This window comes from Streptomyces sp. AC1-42W, from assembly GCF_003248355.1.
In the GTDB taxonomy this organism is placed as follows: Bacteria; Actinomycetota; Actinomycetes; order Streptomycetales; family Streptomycetaceae; genus Streptomyces.
This window is the reverse complement of the sequence record NZ_QKWY01000001.1, coordinates 3598331-3614250: the sequence shown is the minus strand read 5'-3', so window position 1 is coordinate 3614250 and position 15920 is coordinate 3598331. Positions and strand designations below refer to the sequence as shown.

The window sequence follows — 15920 nt, the reverse complement described above, 5'->3', positions numbered from 1 at the left end:
CGCCGGGCGCCGGGTCAGGCGTCCATCGACGCGGCGAGGGACCGGGGGCGCAGGTCGGTCCAGTGGCTCTCCACGTACTCCAGGCACGCCTCGCGGCTGTTCTCGTCGAGGGCGACGCTCCACCCGGCCGGTACGTCGGCGAAGGACGGCCACAGGGAGTGCTGTCCCTCGTCGTTGACCAGGACGAGGAAGCGGCCTTCGGGGTCGTCGAACGGGTTGGTGCTCATACGGGGTGCCTCCGGGGTGAAGGTGGTGGGGTGCGGGCGGACGGGGTCAGGGCGTTTCGGCGACGGGGCGCGGGGCGTCGGCGAGGGTCGCGCCGCCGCGGGCGAGGACGGATTCGAGTATGTCGCCGACCCGGATCGCGGTGTTGGACAGCAGCGACGAGGTGATGCCGTGCGTGTGCTCCGTACCGCCCTGGAGGTAGATGCCGGTGCGCAGGGCGGCGTCCGTGGTGAGGCGGTAGTCGCGTTCGACGCGCACGCGGCCCTCCTCGTCGCGCAGGCAGAGGTCGGCGACCTCGCCGAGCAGGCCGAGCGGGTCGGCCGGGAGGTAGCCGGTGGCGAGGACGACGACGTCGGCGTCCAGGAGGGTCTCCTCGCCGGTGACGAGTGACGTCACGGTGGCGCGGACCTTGTCCGGGGTCTCCTTGACGTCGGTGAGCCGGGACACGTTGAGGAAGCGCAGCCGCTCGGTGCCGAGGACCTTCTCGCGGTACACCTGCCGGTACAGATCGTCGATCAGGTCGATGTCCACCACGGAGTAGTTGGTGTTGCCGTGGTAGTCCATCAGCCGGCGCTTGACGTCGTCGGGGGCGGCGAAGTACTCGTCCACCGCGTCCGGGTCGAAGATCTTGTTGGCGAAGGAGCTGTCGTCGGCCGGGCTGTAGCCGTAACGCGAGAACACCGCGCAGACCTCGGCGTCCGGGAAGGTGCGGTGCAGATACGCGACGTTCTCGGCGGCGCTCTGGCCGGCGCCCACGACGACGAAGCGGGAGGGCGAGGTGCCTTCCAGTTCACCGGCGCGGTTGAGGAGTTCGGAGGTGTGCCAGACGCGGTCGCCGCGCTCGACGCCCTCGGGCAGCCGGGGGCGCAGCCCGGTGCCGATGACGAGGTTGCGGGTGCGGTGGACGGTGAGGCCCTCCCCCGAACGCACCGTCACGTCCAGGTACTCGACGGCGCCGTCGTGCGAAACGGGGGCGACACCGACGACCTCGTGGTCGTAGGAGACCAGGTCGGCCACGCGGGAGGCGGCCCACTCGAAGTACTCGTGGAACTCGACCCGGAGCGGGAAGAGGTTCTTGTGGTTGATGAAGTCGATCAGGCGTCCCTTGCTCTGCAGGAAGCAGAGGAAGCTGAACTCGCTGGCGGGATTGCGGAGTGTCACCAGGTCCTTGAGGAAGGAGACCTGCATGGTGGCGTCGTCGATGAGCATGCCGCGGTGCCAGCCGAAGGCCGGTTGCTGCTCGAAGAACTGGGCCGTCACCGCTTCTCGCGTCCCGGAGCGCGCGTTGTGCTCGCTGATCGCGATCGCCATGGCCACATTGGACGGCCCGAAGCCTATTCCAATGAGGTCGTGGACCGGTGCTGCGTCGCCAGGACGAGCCTGTGACATGTCACTCCCATCGTGCGGGGAAGCCGCCAGTCGGATGTGGGGAAACGGGCGAGGAAAGGGCACGCCGAAGCAGCGGCCCCATGAACTTAGGTGAGCCTAAGCTAATCCGTCAGCGCTGTCGATAGGCGCTATTCGGACACACTTGCCGCGCGGACGGCCTCAACTGGTGCGTTCCGTGCGCTCGTTGCAAGATAAGGTAAGGCTTGCTTTACTTGTCCGGCTCTGTCTCTACGTCGAGGAGGAACCCCATGCGGGTCGTCATGTTCGGTTACCAGACCTGGGGGCATCGCACCCTGCAAGCCCTGCTGGACTCCGAGCACGACGTGGTGCTGGTCGTCACCCACCCCCGGAGCGAGCATGCCTACGAGAAGATCTGGAGCGACTCCGTCGCCGACCTCGCCGAGGAGCACGGCGTCCCGGTCCTCATCCGCAACCGCCCCGACGACGACGAGCTGTTCGAGGCGCTGAAGGCGGCCGACCCGGACGTCATCGTCGCCAACAACTGGCGTACGTGGATTCCGCCGCGCATCTTCGCGCTCCCCCGCCGGGGCACCCTGAACGTCCACGACTCGCTGCTGCCGAAGTACGCGGGCTTCTCGCCGCTGATCTGGGCCCTCATCAACGGTGAGAGCGAAGTCGGCGTCACCGCGCACATGATGAACGACGAGCTCGACGCCGGCGACATCGTCCGCCAGGAGTCCGTCCCGGTCGGCCCGCGGGACACCGCGACGGATCTCTTCCACAAGACCGTCGATCTGATCGCCCCCGTCACCACCAAGGCGCTCGCCCTGATCGCGGACGGGCAGACGGAGTTCACCCCGCAGGACCGCTCGCGGGCCACCTTCTTCCACAAGCGGGCCGAGGAGGACATCCGGATCGACTGGAACTGGCCCGCCGAGGACCTGGAGCGCCTGGTGCGCGCCCAGTCGGCCCCGTACCCGAGCGCCTTCACCTTCCACCGCGGCAAGCGGATCGAGGTGCTGGCGAGCGTGGTCTCCGAGGGCCGCTACGGCGGCACGCCCGGCCGGATCTTCTACCGCGAGGGCGACGGCGTCGTGATCGTCGCGGGCGCCGACGCCCGCACCGGCCGCAACCGGGGACTGGCCATCACCCGGGTCCGCGCCGAGGACGGCCGCGAGCTGCCCGCGACGGAGTACTTCACCTCCATGGGCGGCTATCTGACCAGCCGTCCCTGAATCCGGCGAAGGGGGCGGGGCGGCCTTGCGACGGCCGCCCCGCCCCCCTTTCGTACGCCCTAAGTGGTCGGCTCCGTAAGTCCTTCGGGGGTTGATCATGGTGCCGGGGCGGCGGAGGATTCTTCGTGTCGGCCGGCGGGGTGCTGGTCGAGTCTGGCCAGCAGATCGTCCAGGTCGGAGGTGGTGAACTTCCACTGGAACGGCTGTGCCGTGGCGTTGTAGCGGTCTTCGAATTCTCGGAGCCGGTCTGTGACCTGGGTGAGGTCGGTGAAGTCGTTGGGCGAGACGACCTTGCGCTGGACGACGGAGAAGTAGATTTCCACTTGGTTCAGCCAGGAGGCGTGCACCGGGGTGTGGACCAGGACCGCGTTCGGGAACGCGTCCGACAGTCGGTCGGCGGCCTTCTTGCCGCGGTGGGAGGAGCCGTTGTCGACGATCCAGAACACGCGTTTCGCGCTGGCGTAGGGCTCGCGGGTCATGACCTGGGTGACCAGGTTCATGAACGGGGTGATGCCGGTGGTCGGCTCGCAGCGGCCGGACACTTTCGCGGAGTGGACGTCGTAGGCGGCCAGGTAGGCCAGGGCGCCGCCGCGCCGGTAGGTGTGGTTCACGCGCATCGCGCGGGCCCGGCCGGGCGGCAGGGTCGGATGACAGCGGCAGCGGGCCTGGATGGAGGTCTTCTCGTCCGCGCTGATGACGTACTCGTCGTCGCCGAGCGGGACGCCCCGCCAGGTACGGGCATACAGGTCCAGTACACGCTCGGCCTTCGGGCGGAAGTCCGGGTCGGTGACGAAGATCCAGGATTGGTACTGCCACGGTTTGATCGCGTCGTCGCCCAGCCAGCGACGGACAGTGGAGGCGGAGATCGAGCTGGCGATGGACCGGGCGACGACTTCGCGGGCAAGCTCCGGGCACGACCAACGCGCCAGCGGCACCCCTGTCTCGGCGGGCAGCCGGCAGGCCAGAGCCTTGACCTGGGCGGCCTGGAGCGCGGTGAACGAGGGGGGCCTGCCCGACCGGTCGAGGTCGCCCAGCCCGGCGAGCCCGTGCTCGGCGAACCGGCCGCGCCAGCGGCGGACCGTGTCCAGATGCAGACCCGTCTCCCGGGCGATGCGCGCGTTGGCGCGTCCGCGCGCCGCGTGCAGCACCACCTGCGCGCGCATCCGCAGCCGGTACTCGGTCTTGTGGCCGTAGGCCATCAGCTTCAGTCGCTCGCGCTCGGCGGCGCGCAGGGTGATCGTGCGGGCGACGGCAACAGGCAATGCAGGCGGGCCAATCCGGAGAAGTGGATCACAACAGGCCGAAGCTTGCCGTATCCGGTCCGTGGCCCCTCGGGCAGGATGGGCGCCATGCCCACGCCCTCGGAACACACCCGCCTCTCGCTGGAAGCCCGCCTCGGCGAGCAGGCCCGCGCCGTCTGGCCCCAGATTGCGCAGTTGCATGTCCGACACCGCGGAGCGTTCGCCTACGTGGAGGCCGAACTGGCCGACGGCGAACGGGTCAAGCTGATGCGACTGCGCTACACCGGCACCGTCAGCAAGAGGTGGGGCTTCGCCCCCTACTACGCCAGTGGCGACCGCTACGAAGACTCCCTGCTGCCCACCGGCAGCCCCACCGGCACCCCCGCGGAGGCGCTCGACTGCGCCTGCGAGCTCCACATCGCTGCAGTCGACATCTGACCCACTACCAGGCACAACGCCGGATCCGAAGTCAACCCCCGAAGGACTTACGGAGCCGACCACTAAGCCCCCTTCGGGGGTGTACGGGGCAGCCGGGTCGCCGCCGCCGCGGCGAACAGGCAGAACCCGAGCACCCACCAGAACGTGTCGCCGAACGCCGCGGAGACGTCCGCGCCCCGCTCCGTGAGCCGGCTCTCCAGCACCACCGCCAGGGCCGCCGTGCCCACCGAACCGCCCACCGTGTTCAGCAGGTTGAGCGCACCGGCGGCCCGCGGCAGCTGCTCCGGCTCGATGCGGCTGTAGACGATGTTCATCACCGGCGCGCCGATCATCGACATCCCGAAGCCCCGCACCACCAGCGCGGCGACGATCACCGCGTCCGGCACCCCGTGGCCCAGCCAGGTGAACGGGGCCGTGCCGGCGAGGATCAGCACGATGCCCGCCACCACCAGGGTCCTCGGCGCCACCTTGACGATGGTCCGGTTGACGAGCACCGAACCGGCCGCCGCCCCCAGCCCCTGGGGAGCGAGCAGCAGCCCCGCCTCCCACGCCGACATGGACCGGCCCGACTGGAAGTACAGCGGCAGCAGGAACATCGTGCCGAACACCGACGCCCCCAGCACCACCAGCGCCAGCGCGGCGGCCCCGAACGGCGGCCGGGCGAACAGCCGGGGATCGACCAGCGGGGTGGCGCGCGTGCGCAGCCCGTGCGCGGTGAACGCGCCCAGCATCACCGCACCGGCCACCACCCCCGCCGTCGCCGGGACCGTGCGCCCGTGGGCGACCTCGGTCAGCCCGTACACCAGCGCCGCGAGCCCCGGGGACAGCAGCAGCGCGCCCCGCAGGTCGAATGCGGTGCGCCCGGGGGCCGGGGGCACCACCGGCACATGGCGGCGGGCCAGCAGCATCGCGGCCGCGCCGATCGGCAGGTTGATCAGGAACAGCCACGGCCACGGCGCCACGGCCAGCACGGAACCGCCGGCCAGCGGGCCGAAGACCGGTGACAGCAGCGGAACCACGGCGACGACGCTGATGACCTTCCCGGTGCGTCCCGGTCCCGCCACCCGCGCCAGCAGCGCCTGCCCGGTCGCCGGAAGCAGCCCGCCCCCCAGCCCCTGGACCACGCGGAACACGATGAGGCTGGTCACCGACCAGGCCGCCGCGCACAGCAGCGAGCCCAGCAGGAACACGCCGACCGCCGCGAGCCAGACCCGCCGGCCGCCGAACCGGCCGGCCAGCCAGCCGGACGCGGGGACGGCGGCGACGACGGCCAGCAGATAGGCCGTGGTGACCCACTGGATCTCGGCGACCGACGCGCCGAACTCCTCGGTGAGCCGGTCGAGTCCGACGCTGACGATGGTCGCGTCGAGCGAGGCCATGAACGTGCCGAGGACCAGGATGAACGCGACGCGCAGCAGATCCCGGTCCACGCGCCCGTCCGGTGGCGCGGTCGCCGCGGTCATCGGTCCTCCAGGAGGGCCCGCACGTCCGCGTCGAGGTGCTGCTCCAGGTTCCGCAGCAGCTCGACGAGCCGGTCCGCGAGACCGGTGACGTCCGTGCCGGCCCGGTGGGCGAGGACGCCCGTCCAGCCGTCGCCGTCCGGCATCACGGTCAGGGTCGCGGGGTGGTGGGTGGATTCCCGGAACCGGGTGGCGAGCACGGTCAGTCCGGGGGCGGGTTCGCGCAGCCGCTCCGGGTCGACCGGGTAGTTCTCGAACACCACCATGCTGTCGAACAGCCGGCGCCGGCCGGTGATCCGCTCCAGGTCGGCCAGGGCCACGTGGTGGTGCTCGACCAGCTCGCGCTGGCGGGCCTGCAGGCCGGTGAGCGCGGCGGCCAGCGTGCCGTCGAGCCGGGCCCGCACCGGCACGGTGTTGGCCAGCAGGCCGATGATCTCCTCCACGCCGTCCAGCTCCGGGGGCCGGCTGGAGACCATGGCGCCGAAGCAGACGTCCCGCAGTCCTGAGCGCCGGGCGAGCAGCACCGCCCAGGCGCCCTGGACCAGGGTGTTCGGGGTCAGGCCGCGTCCGGCGGCGAGCCGGGTCAGCCGGTCCACGAGCGCCGCGTCGAACGTGATGACCTCGGGCTCCTGCCAGGCCGGGCCGCTGTCGCCGCCGCCCAGGTAGTCGCCCTCGGGCAGCCCGTCGAGTTCGGCCGCCCAGGCGTCCAGGTCCGGTTCGTGCTCCGCGCACCAGTCGAGGTAGGCGGCGAACGGGACGGGGGCCGGCAGCTCGGGCGCGCGGTTCCCGGTGCGCGCGGTGTACAGGGCGAACAGCTCGCCGAGGACGCGCGGTGCGGACCAGCCGTCGGAGAGGGCGTGATGGCTGGTCAGGACGAGGTCGGCGCGCTCGGGGCCGCGCCGGATCACGGTGATCCGGTAGAGCGGGCCGCGGGCGAGGTCGAAGGGTTCGGCCAGGTCGGCGGCGAGCACCTCGTCGGCCGGGGCGTCGGTGACGCGGAACTCCGGCCGGGGCGCGGCCGGGACGACGGCGAACGAGGCGGGGAAGACCGCGCCCAGGTTCGGGTGCCGGGCCAGCAGGTCGTCGCCCGCGCCGCGCAGCGCGTCGGTGTCGAGCGGGCCGGCGAGCGAGAACACCGACTGCACGGTGTACGGGTCGGGGCGCTCGGTGCGCGAGTGCCGCAGCATCACCTCCTGGAGCGGTGCGAGCGGCTGCACGGCGGCGCCCGGACGGTCCCCGAGCGCGCCGGTTCCGGGCGCGTCGGCGAGCCGCAGCAGCGCGGCCTCCAGGTGCCCGGCCAGTTCCTCGATCTCCGTGCCGGTGAACAGCGCGGCCGGCCAGGTGATCCGCACACCGAGCGCGTCGTCGCGGACCAGGGCGTTGACCATCAGGCTGTACGGGAGGGGCATCGGGCCGGAGCCGTCCGAGCCGAGCGGGTCGGCGTCCGGGGCCGGCTGCCAGGGCGTCTCCGTGTCGGGGGCGCCGGGGTACTGGCCGAGGTAGTTCCAGGCGATCTCCGGCCGGACCGGGTCGAGGAGCCCGGCCGCGGTGAGGATGCCGTGGCCGAGGCCGTCGCCCTGGGCGCGCAGCCGCTCGCGGACGGCCGGTACGTCGTCGTCGGCGGCGAGCCGGACGGGGTGGATCGCGGTGAACCAGCCCACGGTCTGGGAGAGGTCCACCTCGCGGGGCCGGCCGTGGCTCTCCAGGGCGACCAGCAGTTCGGGGGTGCCGCGCCAGTCGCGTACCGCCCGTGCCAGGGCCGTGAGCAGCACGGCGTCCGGGGTGGTGCGGTGGGCGGCCGGGAGGGTGGTGACCAGGGCGCGGGTGGCGTCCGCGCCGAGCCGGATCTCGTGGTGCGCGGCGGTGTCCACGGTGTCGCGGGCGGGGTCGAGCGGCCGGGTGAGGGGCGCGGTGGCCGTCATCCGCCGCCAGTGCGGGAGTTCGTGGCGCCGGTCGGCGTCGCGCAGGGTGCGGGCCCAGCCGAGGAAGGACTGGCCGTGCCGGGTGAGTGCGCCCCCGTCGTGGGCGTGCCGGAGGTCGTCCAGGAGGATGCGCCAGGACACCCCGTCGGCCACCAGGTGGTGGGCGAGCAGGACGAGCCGGCCGGGCCGGTCGGGTCCGGCGTCCACGTGGATCGCGCGCAGCAGGGGGCCGGTGCGCGGGTCCATCGCGGCGCGTGCCGCCGCGATCGCGGCGTCGGCCGCGGCGCGCGGGTCGCCGTCCGCGGGGACGCGGGTCAGGACGTCGGCGCCGGTGACCTCGCCCACCGGCGGGATGTGCAGGACGTCGTGCGCGGCGCCGAGGCGGGCGCGCAGCACGTCGTGCCGGGCCAGCAGGGCGTCGAGCACGGTGCGCCAGTGGTTCTCGTCGCCGCCGGCCGGTACGCAGACCTCGACCCACTGGCAGAAGCCGTCGGCGGCCCGGCCCGCGCGGTGCAGCAGGTCGCGCATGACCGGGGTCAGCGGGGCGTCGCCCACGGCCGGGGCGGCCTCGCCGCCGAGGGCGCGGGCGCGGGCGGCGATTCCGGCGACGGTCTCGCCGTCGAACACGTCCTTCGGGCTCAGCCCGAGCCCCTGGCGGCGTACCCGCGAGACCAGTTGGAGGGAGACGATGCTGTCACCGCCGATGTCGAAGAAGTTGTCGTCGGGGCCGATGTCGTCGCGGCCCAGGACGTCCCGGAACACGGCGAGCAGCAGCTCCTCCGCCTCGGTGGCGGGTTCGCGCCGGGCGGCGGAGCCGGTGGCGGGGGCGGGCAGCGCGGCGGCGTCCAGCTTGCCGCTGGGGCTGAGCGGAAGGCGGTCCAGGGGGACGAGCGCGGTGGGCACCATGTGGTCGGGCAGCCGCTCGGCGAGGTGGGCGCGCAGCGCGGCGGGGTCGAAGCCGGCGTCGTCGGTCGGGATGACGTAGCCGACGAGCCGGCCCTCGCGCAGGACGACGGCGCAGGCGCGGACGGCCGGGTGGCCGGTGAGGACGGTCTCGATCTCGCCCAGTTCGACGCGGAAGCCGCGCACCTTGATCTGGTGGTCGGCGCGGCCGAGGAAGACCAGCTGGCCGTCGTGGCGCCGGCGCACCAGGTCGCCGGTGCGGTACATGCGGGTGCCGGGCGGGCCGTAGGGGTCGGCGACGAAGGTGCCGGCGGTGCGGCCGGGGCGGCCGAGGTAGCCGCGGGCCAGGCTGGGGCCGCCGAGGTACAGCTCCCCGGTGACGCCGACGCCGACCGGCTGGAGTCCGCCGTCGAGGACGTAGGCGCGGACGTTGGGGTCGGGGCGGCCGATGGGCAGCGGTCCGGCGTCGTCCGGATCGTAGTGCCAGGTGGTGGAGTTGATGGTGACCTCGGTGGGGCCGTAGGCGTTGAACAGCGCCCTTCGGCCCCGGCCCCAGCGGTGGGCGAGTTCCGGATCGAGGCGTTCGGCGCCGACGACGAAGAGCACGTCGGGGTCGACGGTGCGGTCGTCGGGCATGGCGGCCAGGAACGACGGCAGCAGGTTCACGCCGGTGACCCGGTGCTCCGCGATGTAGTCGAGGAGTTCGTCGCCGGGGACGCGGACCTCCTCGGGGGCGATGACGGAGGTCCCGCCGGACAGCAGCGGCACCATGGTCTGCCAGAACGCCACATCGAAGCCGGTCGAGGCGAAGTGCAGATAGCGGTCGTGCTCGGTGACGCCGACGACCTCCTCCTGGAGGGCGATGAGGTCGGGCACGCCCCGGTGGGTGACGCCGACGCCCTTGGGGCGGCCGGTGGTGCCGGAGGTGTAGATGACGTACGCGAGGGCGTCGTCGGTGAGCCGGGCGCGCGCCTCGGCCGGGTCAGTGTCGGGTACGGAGGCCAGGGTGGCCGGGTCGTCGAGGCGCAGGACGGGCAGGTCGCGGTCGACGGGCAGTTCGGCGCCGGTGGTCACCACGGCCGCCGGCGCGATGTCGTCGAACATGTACGCGAGCCGTTCGCGCGGGTAGGCCGCGTCCATCGGTACGTACACCGCACCGGCCTTGGCCACGCCGAACAGGGCGACGGTCATCTCGACGTCCCGGCCGATGAGGACCGCGACGGGGTCCTGGGGCCGGACGCCGCGGGCGATGAGCGCGTGGGCGAGCCGGTTGGCCTGCCGGTCGAGTTCGTCGTAGGTGAGGCTGCGGTCGCGGCAGACCAGTGCCTCGGCGCCGGGCTTGCGGCGGACCCAGTGGGCGAACTCCGCCAGCCAGTGGCCGCGTTCCCGGGCGGGGACGATCTCGGTGCCGGTGCGCAGGACGCGGGCCCGCTCGCCGGCGTCGAGGGTGGGCAGGACGAGCGCGGGCCGGTCCGGGTCGTCGGTGATCTCGCGCAGCAGGTTGAGCAGCCAGCGGCCGTAGTCGCGGACGGTGTCCCGGTCGAAGGCGCGGGGCTGGTAGCCGAGGCCGATGGTGATCTCGTCGCCGGGTATCACGATGACGGTGAGGGCGTAGTGGGTGGCGTCGGTGATGTCCACGCCGGTGAGGTCGAGGCCGGGGGCGAGCGGGGTGCGGGTGCGGCTGGAGAGCGGGAAGTTCTCCATGACGAGCATGGTGTCGAAGAGTTCGCCGATGCCGGCCGCCCGCTGGATGCCGGGCAGGCCCACGTGGTGGTGGTCGGCGAGGGCGACGCTCTCGGCGTGCACCCGGGCCATGAGGTCGGTGACGGTGCGCTGTGCGTCGTACCGGACGCGGACCGGGACGGTGGTGCCGAGCTGGCCGATCATCGACTCGACGCCGTCGACCTCGGCGGGCCGGCCGGAGACCGGGCAGCCGAACACGACGTCGCGGCGGCCGGTGAGCCGGCCGAGCAGCAGGCCCCAGGCGGTCTGCAGGACGGTGGTCAGGGTGATGCCCCGGTCGCGGGCGAAGGCGCGCAGCCGGTCGCTGAACTCGCGGTCCAGCTCGACGGTTTCGCGGCCGGGCCGTTCGGTGCCGGTGGAGGTGGCGGCGGGGGCCAGCCGGGTGGCGTCCTCGACGCCGGCGAGCGCCTCGCGCCAGGCGGTGAGCGAGGCGTCCCGGTCGCGGCCGGCCAGCCAGCGGAAGTACTCCTGGAGCGGCGGGGAGACGGGGGCGGCGGGGCCGCCCCCGAGTTCGGCGTAGATCGCGAGGAGGGTGCGGCCGACGATCGGCATGGACCAGCCGTCGAGCAGGGCGTGGTGGTTGGTGATGACGAGCTTGTGCTCGGCGGGTCCGACGCGGGAGAGCAGGAAGCGGATGAGCGGGGGCACGGCCGGGTCGAAGGGGCGTTCCAGGTCGGCGCGGGCGGCCTCGGCGAAGTCGTCGTCGCGCCGCCATTCCAGGGCGACGCCGGCGGGTATCACCTGGATCACGTCGTCGCCGGCGGTGGCGAGGTGGACGCGCAGGGCGGGGTGGCGGCGCAGCAGTTCGCGGGCGGCGCGTTCCATCCGGTCGGGGTCCAGTTCGCCGGACAGGGTGGTGACGGCCTGGACGACGTAGACGTCGGTGTCCGTCTCGTCCCGTACCAGGGTGTGGAAGGAGAGTCCGACCTGGAGCGGGGTGGCGGGCAGTACGTCGCTGACGCGGCCGGTGCGTTCCAGGGCGTCGATGGTGTCCTGGTCGAGGTCCACCAGCGGCAGGTCGCTGGGGGTGAGTCCGCCGTCGGTGTGCAGGGCGTGCGCGGCCAGGGCGTCCAGCGCGGCGGCCCAGGCGTCCTGGAGGGCGGTGACGGCGCCGGCGCCGAGGATCTCGCCGGCGGCGGTCCACTCGACGGCGAGGCGGGGTGCGTCGCCCTCGTGGACGAAGCAGTTGAGGGCGAGCACCTGTTCCAGGGCCTTGGCGTCCGGTTCGGTGACCGAGAAGGCGTCGTGCTCGGGCAGCCGCCAGCCCTCGGCGGCCTGCGGGGCGAACCGGCCCAGGTAGTTGAGCAGTACGTCCGGCGGCGGGACCGCCGCGAGGGCGGGGCTCGTCTCCGGGTCGAGGTGGCGCAGCACCCCGTAGCCGATGCCGCCGTCCGGGACGGCGCGGCGGGCCTCCTTGGCGGCGCGCAGGACGTCGCGGACGTCGTCGGAGGCGGGGACGCGCACGGGGAACTCGCTGGTGAACCAGCCGACCGTGCGGGCCAGGTCGAGGTGTTCGCGGCCGTGGCCCTCCAGCGAGACGGTGACGGCGTCGTCGCGCAGGCCCCAGCCGCGCAGGGCGAGGACGAGGGCGGCGAGCAGCACCTCGTCCACGCCGGCCCGGTAGGCGGCGGGCAGGGTGGTGAGGAGGGCCTCGGTGGTCTCGGGCGAGGCGGTGGTGACGGTGCGCCGGGCGGTGGCCGCGGTGTCGCGGGCGGGGTCGAGGGGGCGGGCGCCGAGCCGGGGCGAGGAGTCCAGCGCGGTGCGCCAGTGGGCGAGTTCGCCGCGCCGGGCGCCGCCCGCACCCTGTTCGGCGAGGACCCGGGCGTGCCGGCGCCAGGACGTGCCGGCGGGTTCGGGGGTGCCGCCGGCGCAGGCGGTGTGGAGGTCGGGGAGCAGGACGCGCCAGGAGACGCCGTCCATGGCGAGGTGGTGCACGACGACGACCAGCCGGTCCGGTTCGCCGTCCGGGGTGCGCAGCAGGGCGGCGCGCACCAGGTCGCCGGTGCGCGGGTCGAGTGCTCCGGCCAGCCGCCGGGCGAGGGCGTCCACCTCTTCGCCGCGGGTCTCCTCGACGGCGGCGCGGACCGTGCCGCGCGGCAGCACCTCCAGGCCGTCGGCGACGCGCAGCCGCAGGGCGTCGTGGTGGTCGAGGAGGGTCTGTACGCCCCGGTCCAGCTGCTGCGGGGTGAGGGCGTCCACGTACAGGGCGGTCCACTGGGCGTATCCGGCGACGGTGTCGACGTCCGGGTGCGGGTCGAGCAGGGCGCGCACGATGGGCGGGGCCGGTACGGGGCCGGCCGGCTCGTCGGCGGGGCCCGTGGTCTCTTCGAGGAGTTCGGCCGATGCGGCGAGCGCGGCGAAGGTGCGGCGGTCCAGCAGGTCCTTGGGGCGCAGGCCGAGGCCGCGGGCGCGGAGTCTGCTGCTGACGGTGATGGCGGTGATGCTGTCCCCGCCGAGGGCGAAGAAGTCGTCGTCCACGCTCACCCGTTCGACGTCGAGCGCTTCGGCGAGGACGGCGCACAGCAGCCGTTCGCGGTCGGTGCCCGGCTCCCGGCCGCCGCCGGGCAGGGCGGGGGCGGGCAGGGCGGCGCGGTCGAGCTTGCCGTTGGGGGTGACGGGCAGGGCGTTCAGGACGACGACGGCGGCGGGCACCATGGGGGCGGGCAGCCGCTCGGCGAGCAGGGTGCGGGCCTCGTCGCCGGTGAGGGAGGCGGACACGATGTAGCCGACGAGCCGGGAGGAGAGGACGCGGGCGGCGGCGGCGGTGACGCCGGGCAGGGCGGCGAGCGCTTCCTCGACCTCGCCGGTCTCCACCCGGTGGCCGCGGATCTTGACCTGTCCGTCGCCCCGGCCGCCGTACTCCAGGCCGCGGCCGGGCAGCCAGCGGGCCAGGTCTCCGGTGCGGTACATCCGGTCGCCGGGGGCGCCGAACGGGTCGGCGACGAAGCGTTCGGCGGTGGCGGCGGGGCGGCCGAGGTAGCCGCGGGCCAGGTGGGGGCCGGCCAGGTACAGTTCGCCGGCGGTGCCGGGCGGTACGGGCTGCAGGGCGTTGTCCAGGACGTAGACCCGGGTTCCGGCGAGGGGGTGCCCGATGACGGGGTCGCCGTCGTCGACGCGGGCGGTGGTGCTGTCCACGGTGGCTTCGGTCGGCCCGTACATGTTGCGTGCGGGGATGCCGGAGGCGGCGACGCGGCGCCACAGGGCGGGTGGGGTGGCCTCGCCGCCGAGGACGAGCAGGGCGGGCGGCAGGTCGAACAGGCCGGCGTCGATGAGCGGGGCCGCCATCGAGGGGGTGGTGTCCACGATGTCGATGCCGTCGCGGGCGTACGCGGCGAGCAGGGCGTCGGCGTCGCGGGTGGTGTCGGCGTCGTAGATGTGGAGTTCGTGCCCGCACAGCAGCCAGACGAGGTGTTCGAAGGCGGAGTCGAAGGCGAAGGAGTAGGTGTGCGCGGCGCGCAGCCGTCGCCCTGCGGCCCGTTCGGCCTCGGCGACGACGGTGGCCCGCTGGTGGTGCAGCAGTCCGGCGATGCCGCCCGCGCGGCCGAGTACGCCCTTGGGCCGGCCGGTGGAGCCGGAGGTGTGGATGACGTAGGCGAGGTCGTCGGGGTGGCGGGGGCGGGAGAGTTCGGCGGTGGCCAGCGGGGCGCCGGAGAGCGCGGCGGCCTCGTCGGCGAGGGTCTTCCAGGGCAGTCCGTCGACGGTGCCGTCGGTGAGGACGAGGGCGGGGCGGGTGTCGTCGATGAGTCCGCGCAGCCGCTCGGCCGGGTGTGCGGCGTCCAGCGGCAGGAAGGCGGCGCCCGCGTCGAGGACGGCGAGCAGGGCGACTACGGCGTCGGCGGAGCGCGGCAGGGCGAGGGCCACCACGTCCTCGGCGCCGATGCCCCGGGCGCGCAGGGCGCGGGCCACGCGGTGGACGCGGTCGGCGAGTTCGGCGGCGGTGAGCCGTTCGGCGCCGCAGACCAGGGCGGTGCGGCCGGGGCCGGCCGCGGCCATCGCGTCGAGCGCGGCGGGTATGCCGGCGGGGGTGCCGGGCAGGGCGGGCGGGCTCCACCGGTCGAGCAGTGCGGCGGTGTCGGCGGCGAGGGCGATCCGGGCGACGGGCAGGCCGGCGGTCAGTCCGGACAGCAGGGCGCGCAGGGCGCTCATCAGGGCGTCCACGGCGGCCTGGTCCTTGGCGCGGGCGTCGACCTCGAAGCCGAGCAGGAGGCCGCCGTCGCGGGTCGGCAGCACACTGAGGCCCATGTCCTCGGGCGGGCCGCCGGCGACGTTGCGCATCACGCCGGCCGCACCGGCGAAGTCAAGGGTCAGGTCGAATGCCTTGAGGTTGATGCCGCGTCCGTGCAGCAGCGCGCCCGCGCCGGGCACGCCGAGGTCGCGGGGCAGGTCCTCGCCCCGGTAGCGCTGGTGGTCGCGCATCTCGCGCATGGCGGCGGCGACCCGCCGGCTCAGCTCGCCGAGCCGGTCGCCGCCGCGCACGGTCACCCGCAGCGGCAGCACGTTGACCGCCATGGAGGGGGTGCGCAGGGCGGTGGAGCCGGTCCGGCACATCAGCGGGAGGGCGAAGACGACGTCGGTGCGGCCCAGCATGCGGTGCAGGAAGGCGGCGTAGCAGGCGATCAGCGCCTCGCCCCAGGCGACGCCCTCGGCGGCGGCGAAGGCGCGCAGGGCGGCGGTCTCCTCGGGGCCGATCTCGGCGCGCGCGGTGAGCGTACGGGCGGGGGCGCCGCCGGCGGGGCCGTCGTCGGCGGCGAGGTCGGGCAGCGGGGTGAAGCGTTCGACCCAGTAGGCGCGGTCCTCGGCGGCCCGGTCGCTCTCCCGGTAGGCGGTGTCCTCGGCGACGAGCGCCGCGAACGCGCCGAAGTTCGCGCGGGGCGGCTCGGTGGCGCGGACGAGGGCGGTGTAGTGGGCTGCGGTGCGCCGGGCGAGCATGGCGGCGGTGTAGCCGTCGAAGACGAGGTGGTGGCCGAGCTGGGTGTACCAGACCTCGCGGTCGGAGAGCCTGATGACGGTACGCGCGTACAGCGGGCGGTCCGTCATGCCCCGGGTGGCCTCGGCGAGCCGGGCGCGTTCGGCGGTGACGTACTCGCGGGCCGCGGCGGCGGGGTCGTCCTCGGTGCTGAGGTCGATGACCGGGGGCAGGGCGACGGGGTCGGTGCCGACCGCCTGGCGCGGTCCGTCCGGGGTGTCGTACACCCGGAGCCGGAGGCTTTCGGCCTCCTCGGTGGTGGCCCGGACCGCGTGGGCGAGGGCGTTCGTGTCGACCGGTTCGCCGCCGGTGATCTCGATGACGTCGCCGACGACGTAGTAGGGCGAGTCGGGTTCGATGCGCTGGGCGTTCCAGATGCCGAGTTGGGCGCCGGTCAGGGGGAGAAGGCCGTCCGGGGACACGCTCGCGGTGGTCAA

At 74.0% G+C, this 15920-nt stretch carries 7 protein-coding genes; 2 read left to right on the top strand and 5 right to left on the bottom strand.

Going from position 1 to position 15920, the window contains the following annotated elements; genetic code table 11:
- Nucleotides 1-14: 14 nt before the first annotated feature.
- A complete protein-coding gene (locus DNK56_RS16545) occupies nucleotides 15-227 on the bottom strand; it encodes an MbtH family protein (protein WP_111334784.1) in 213 nt (70 codons plus the stop codon).
- Nucleotides 228-273: 46 nt separating this feature from the next.
- A complete protein-coding gene (locus DNK56_RS16540) occupies nucleotides 274-1614 on the bottom strand; it encodes a lysine N(6)-hydroxylase/L-ornithine N(5)-oxygenase family protein (RefSeq protein WP_111334782.1) in 1341 nt (446 codons plus the stop codon).
- Nucleotides 1615-1862: 248 nt separating this feature from the next.
- Here DNK56_RS16540 and DNK56_RS16535 point away from each other — a divergent pair, with 248 nt between their 5' ends.
- Nucleotides 1863-2810, top strand: coding sequence for a methionyl-tRNA formyltransferase (locus DNK56_RS16535; RefSeq protein WP_111334780.1), 948 nt, complete (start codon nucleotides 1863-1865; stop codon nucleotides 2808-2810).
- Nucleotides 2811-2905: 95 nt separating this feature from the next.
- Here DNK56_RS16535 and DNK56_RS16530 read toward each other — a convergent pair whose 3' ends face one another.
- Complete coding sequence (locus tag DNK56_RS16530; RefSeq protein ID WP_241989748.1) at nucleotides 2906-4072, bottom strand: IS630 family transposase; 1167 nt, start codon at nucleotides 4070-4072, stop codon at nucleotides 2906-2908.
- A gap of 87 nt (nucleotides 4073-4159) precedes the next feature.
- Between DNK56_RS16530 and DNK56_RS16525 the strand changes: the two genes are divergently transcribed.
- Nucleotides 4160-4489, top strand: a complete 330-nt coding sequence (locus DNK56_RS16525; RefSeq protein ID WP_111330414.1) for a hypothetical protein — start codon at nucleotides 4160-4162, stop codon at nucleotides 4487-4489.
- A 62-nt stretch (nucleotides 4490-4551) separates the two neighbouring features.
- Here DNK56_RS16525 and DNK56_RS16520 read toward each other — a convergent pair whose 3' ends face one another.
- Nucleotides 4552-5952: an MDR family MFS transporter gene (locus tag DNK56_RS16520; protein WP_111334778.1), complete on the bottom strand. Its 1401-nt coding sequence runs from the start codon at nucleotides 5950-5952 to the stop codon at nucleotides 4552-4554.
- Nucleotides 5949-15920 (bottom strand): non-ribosomal peptide synthetase, encoded by a 9972-nt coding sequence (locus DNK56_RS16515; RefSeq protein WP_111334776.1) that lies wholly within the window; start codon nucleotides 15918-15920, stop codon nucleotides 5949-5951. The genes DNK56_RS16520 and DNK56_RS16515 overlap by 4 nt, the downstream gene beginning before the upstream one ends.

Excerpts from the sequence above, each read along its gene's own strand:
- DNK56_RS16545 (WP_111334784.1), bottom strand. The coding sequence starts at position 227 with ATGAGCACCAACCCGTTCGACGACCCCGAAGGCCGCTTCCTCGTCCTG.
- DNK56_RS16540 (WP_111334782.1), bottom strand. The coding sequence starts at position 1,614 with ATGTCACAGGCTCGTCCTGGCGACGCAGCACCGGTCCACGACCTCATT.
- DNK56_RS16535 (WP_111334780.1), top strand. The coding sequence starts at position 1,863 with ATGCGGGTCGTCATGTTCGGTTACCAGACCTGGGGGCATCGCACCCTG.
- DNK56_RS16525 (WP_111330414.1), top strand. The coding sequence starts at position 4,160 with ATGCCCACGCCCTCGGAACACACCCGCCTCTCGCTGGAAGCCCGCCTC.
- DNK56_RS16520 (WP_111334778.1), bottom strand. The coding sequence starts at position 5,952 with ATGACCGCGGCGACCGCGCCACCGGACGGGCGCGTGGACCGGGATCTG.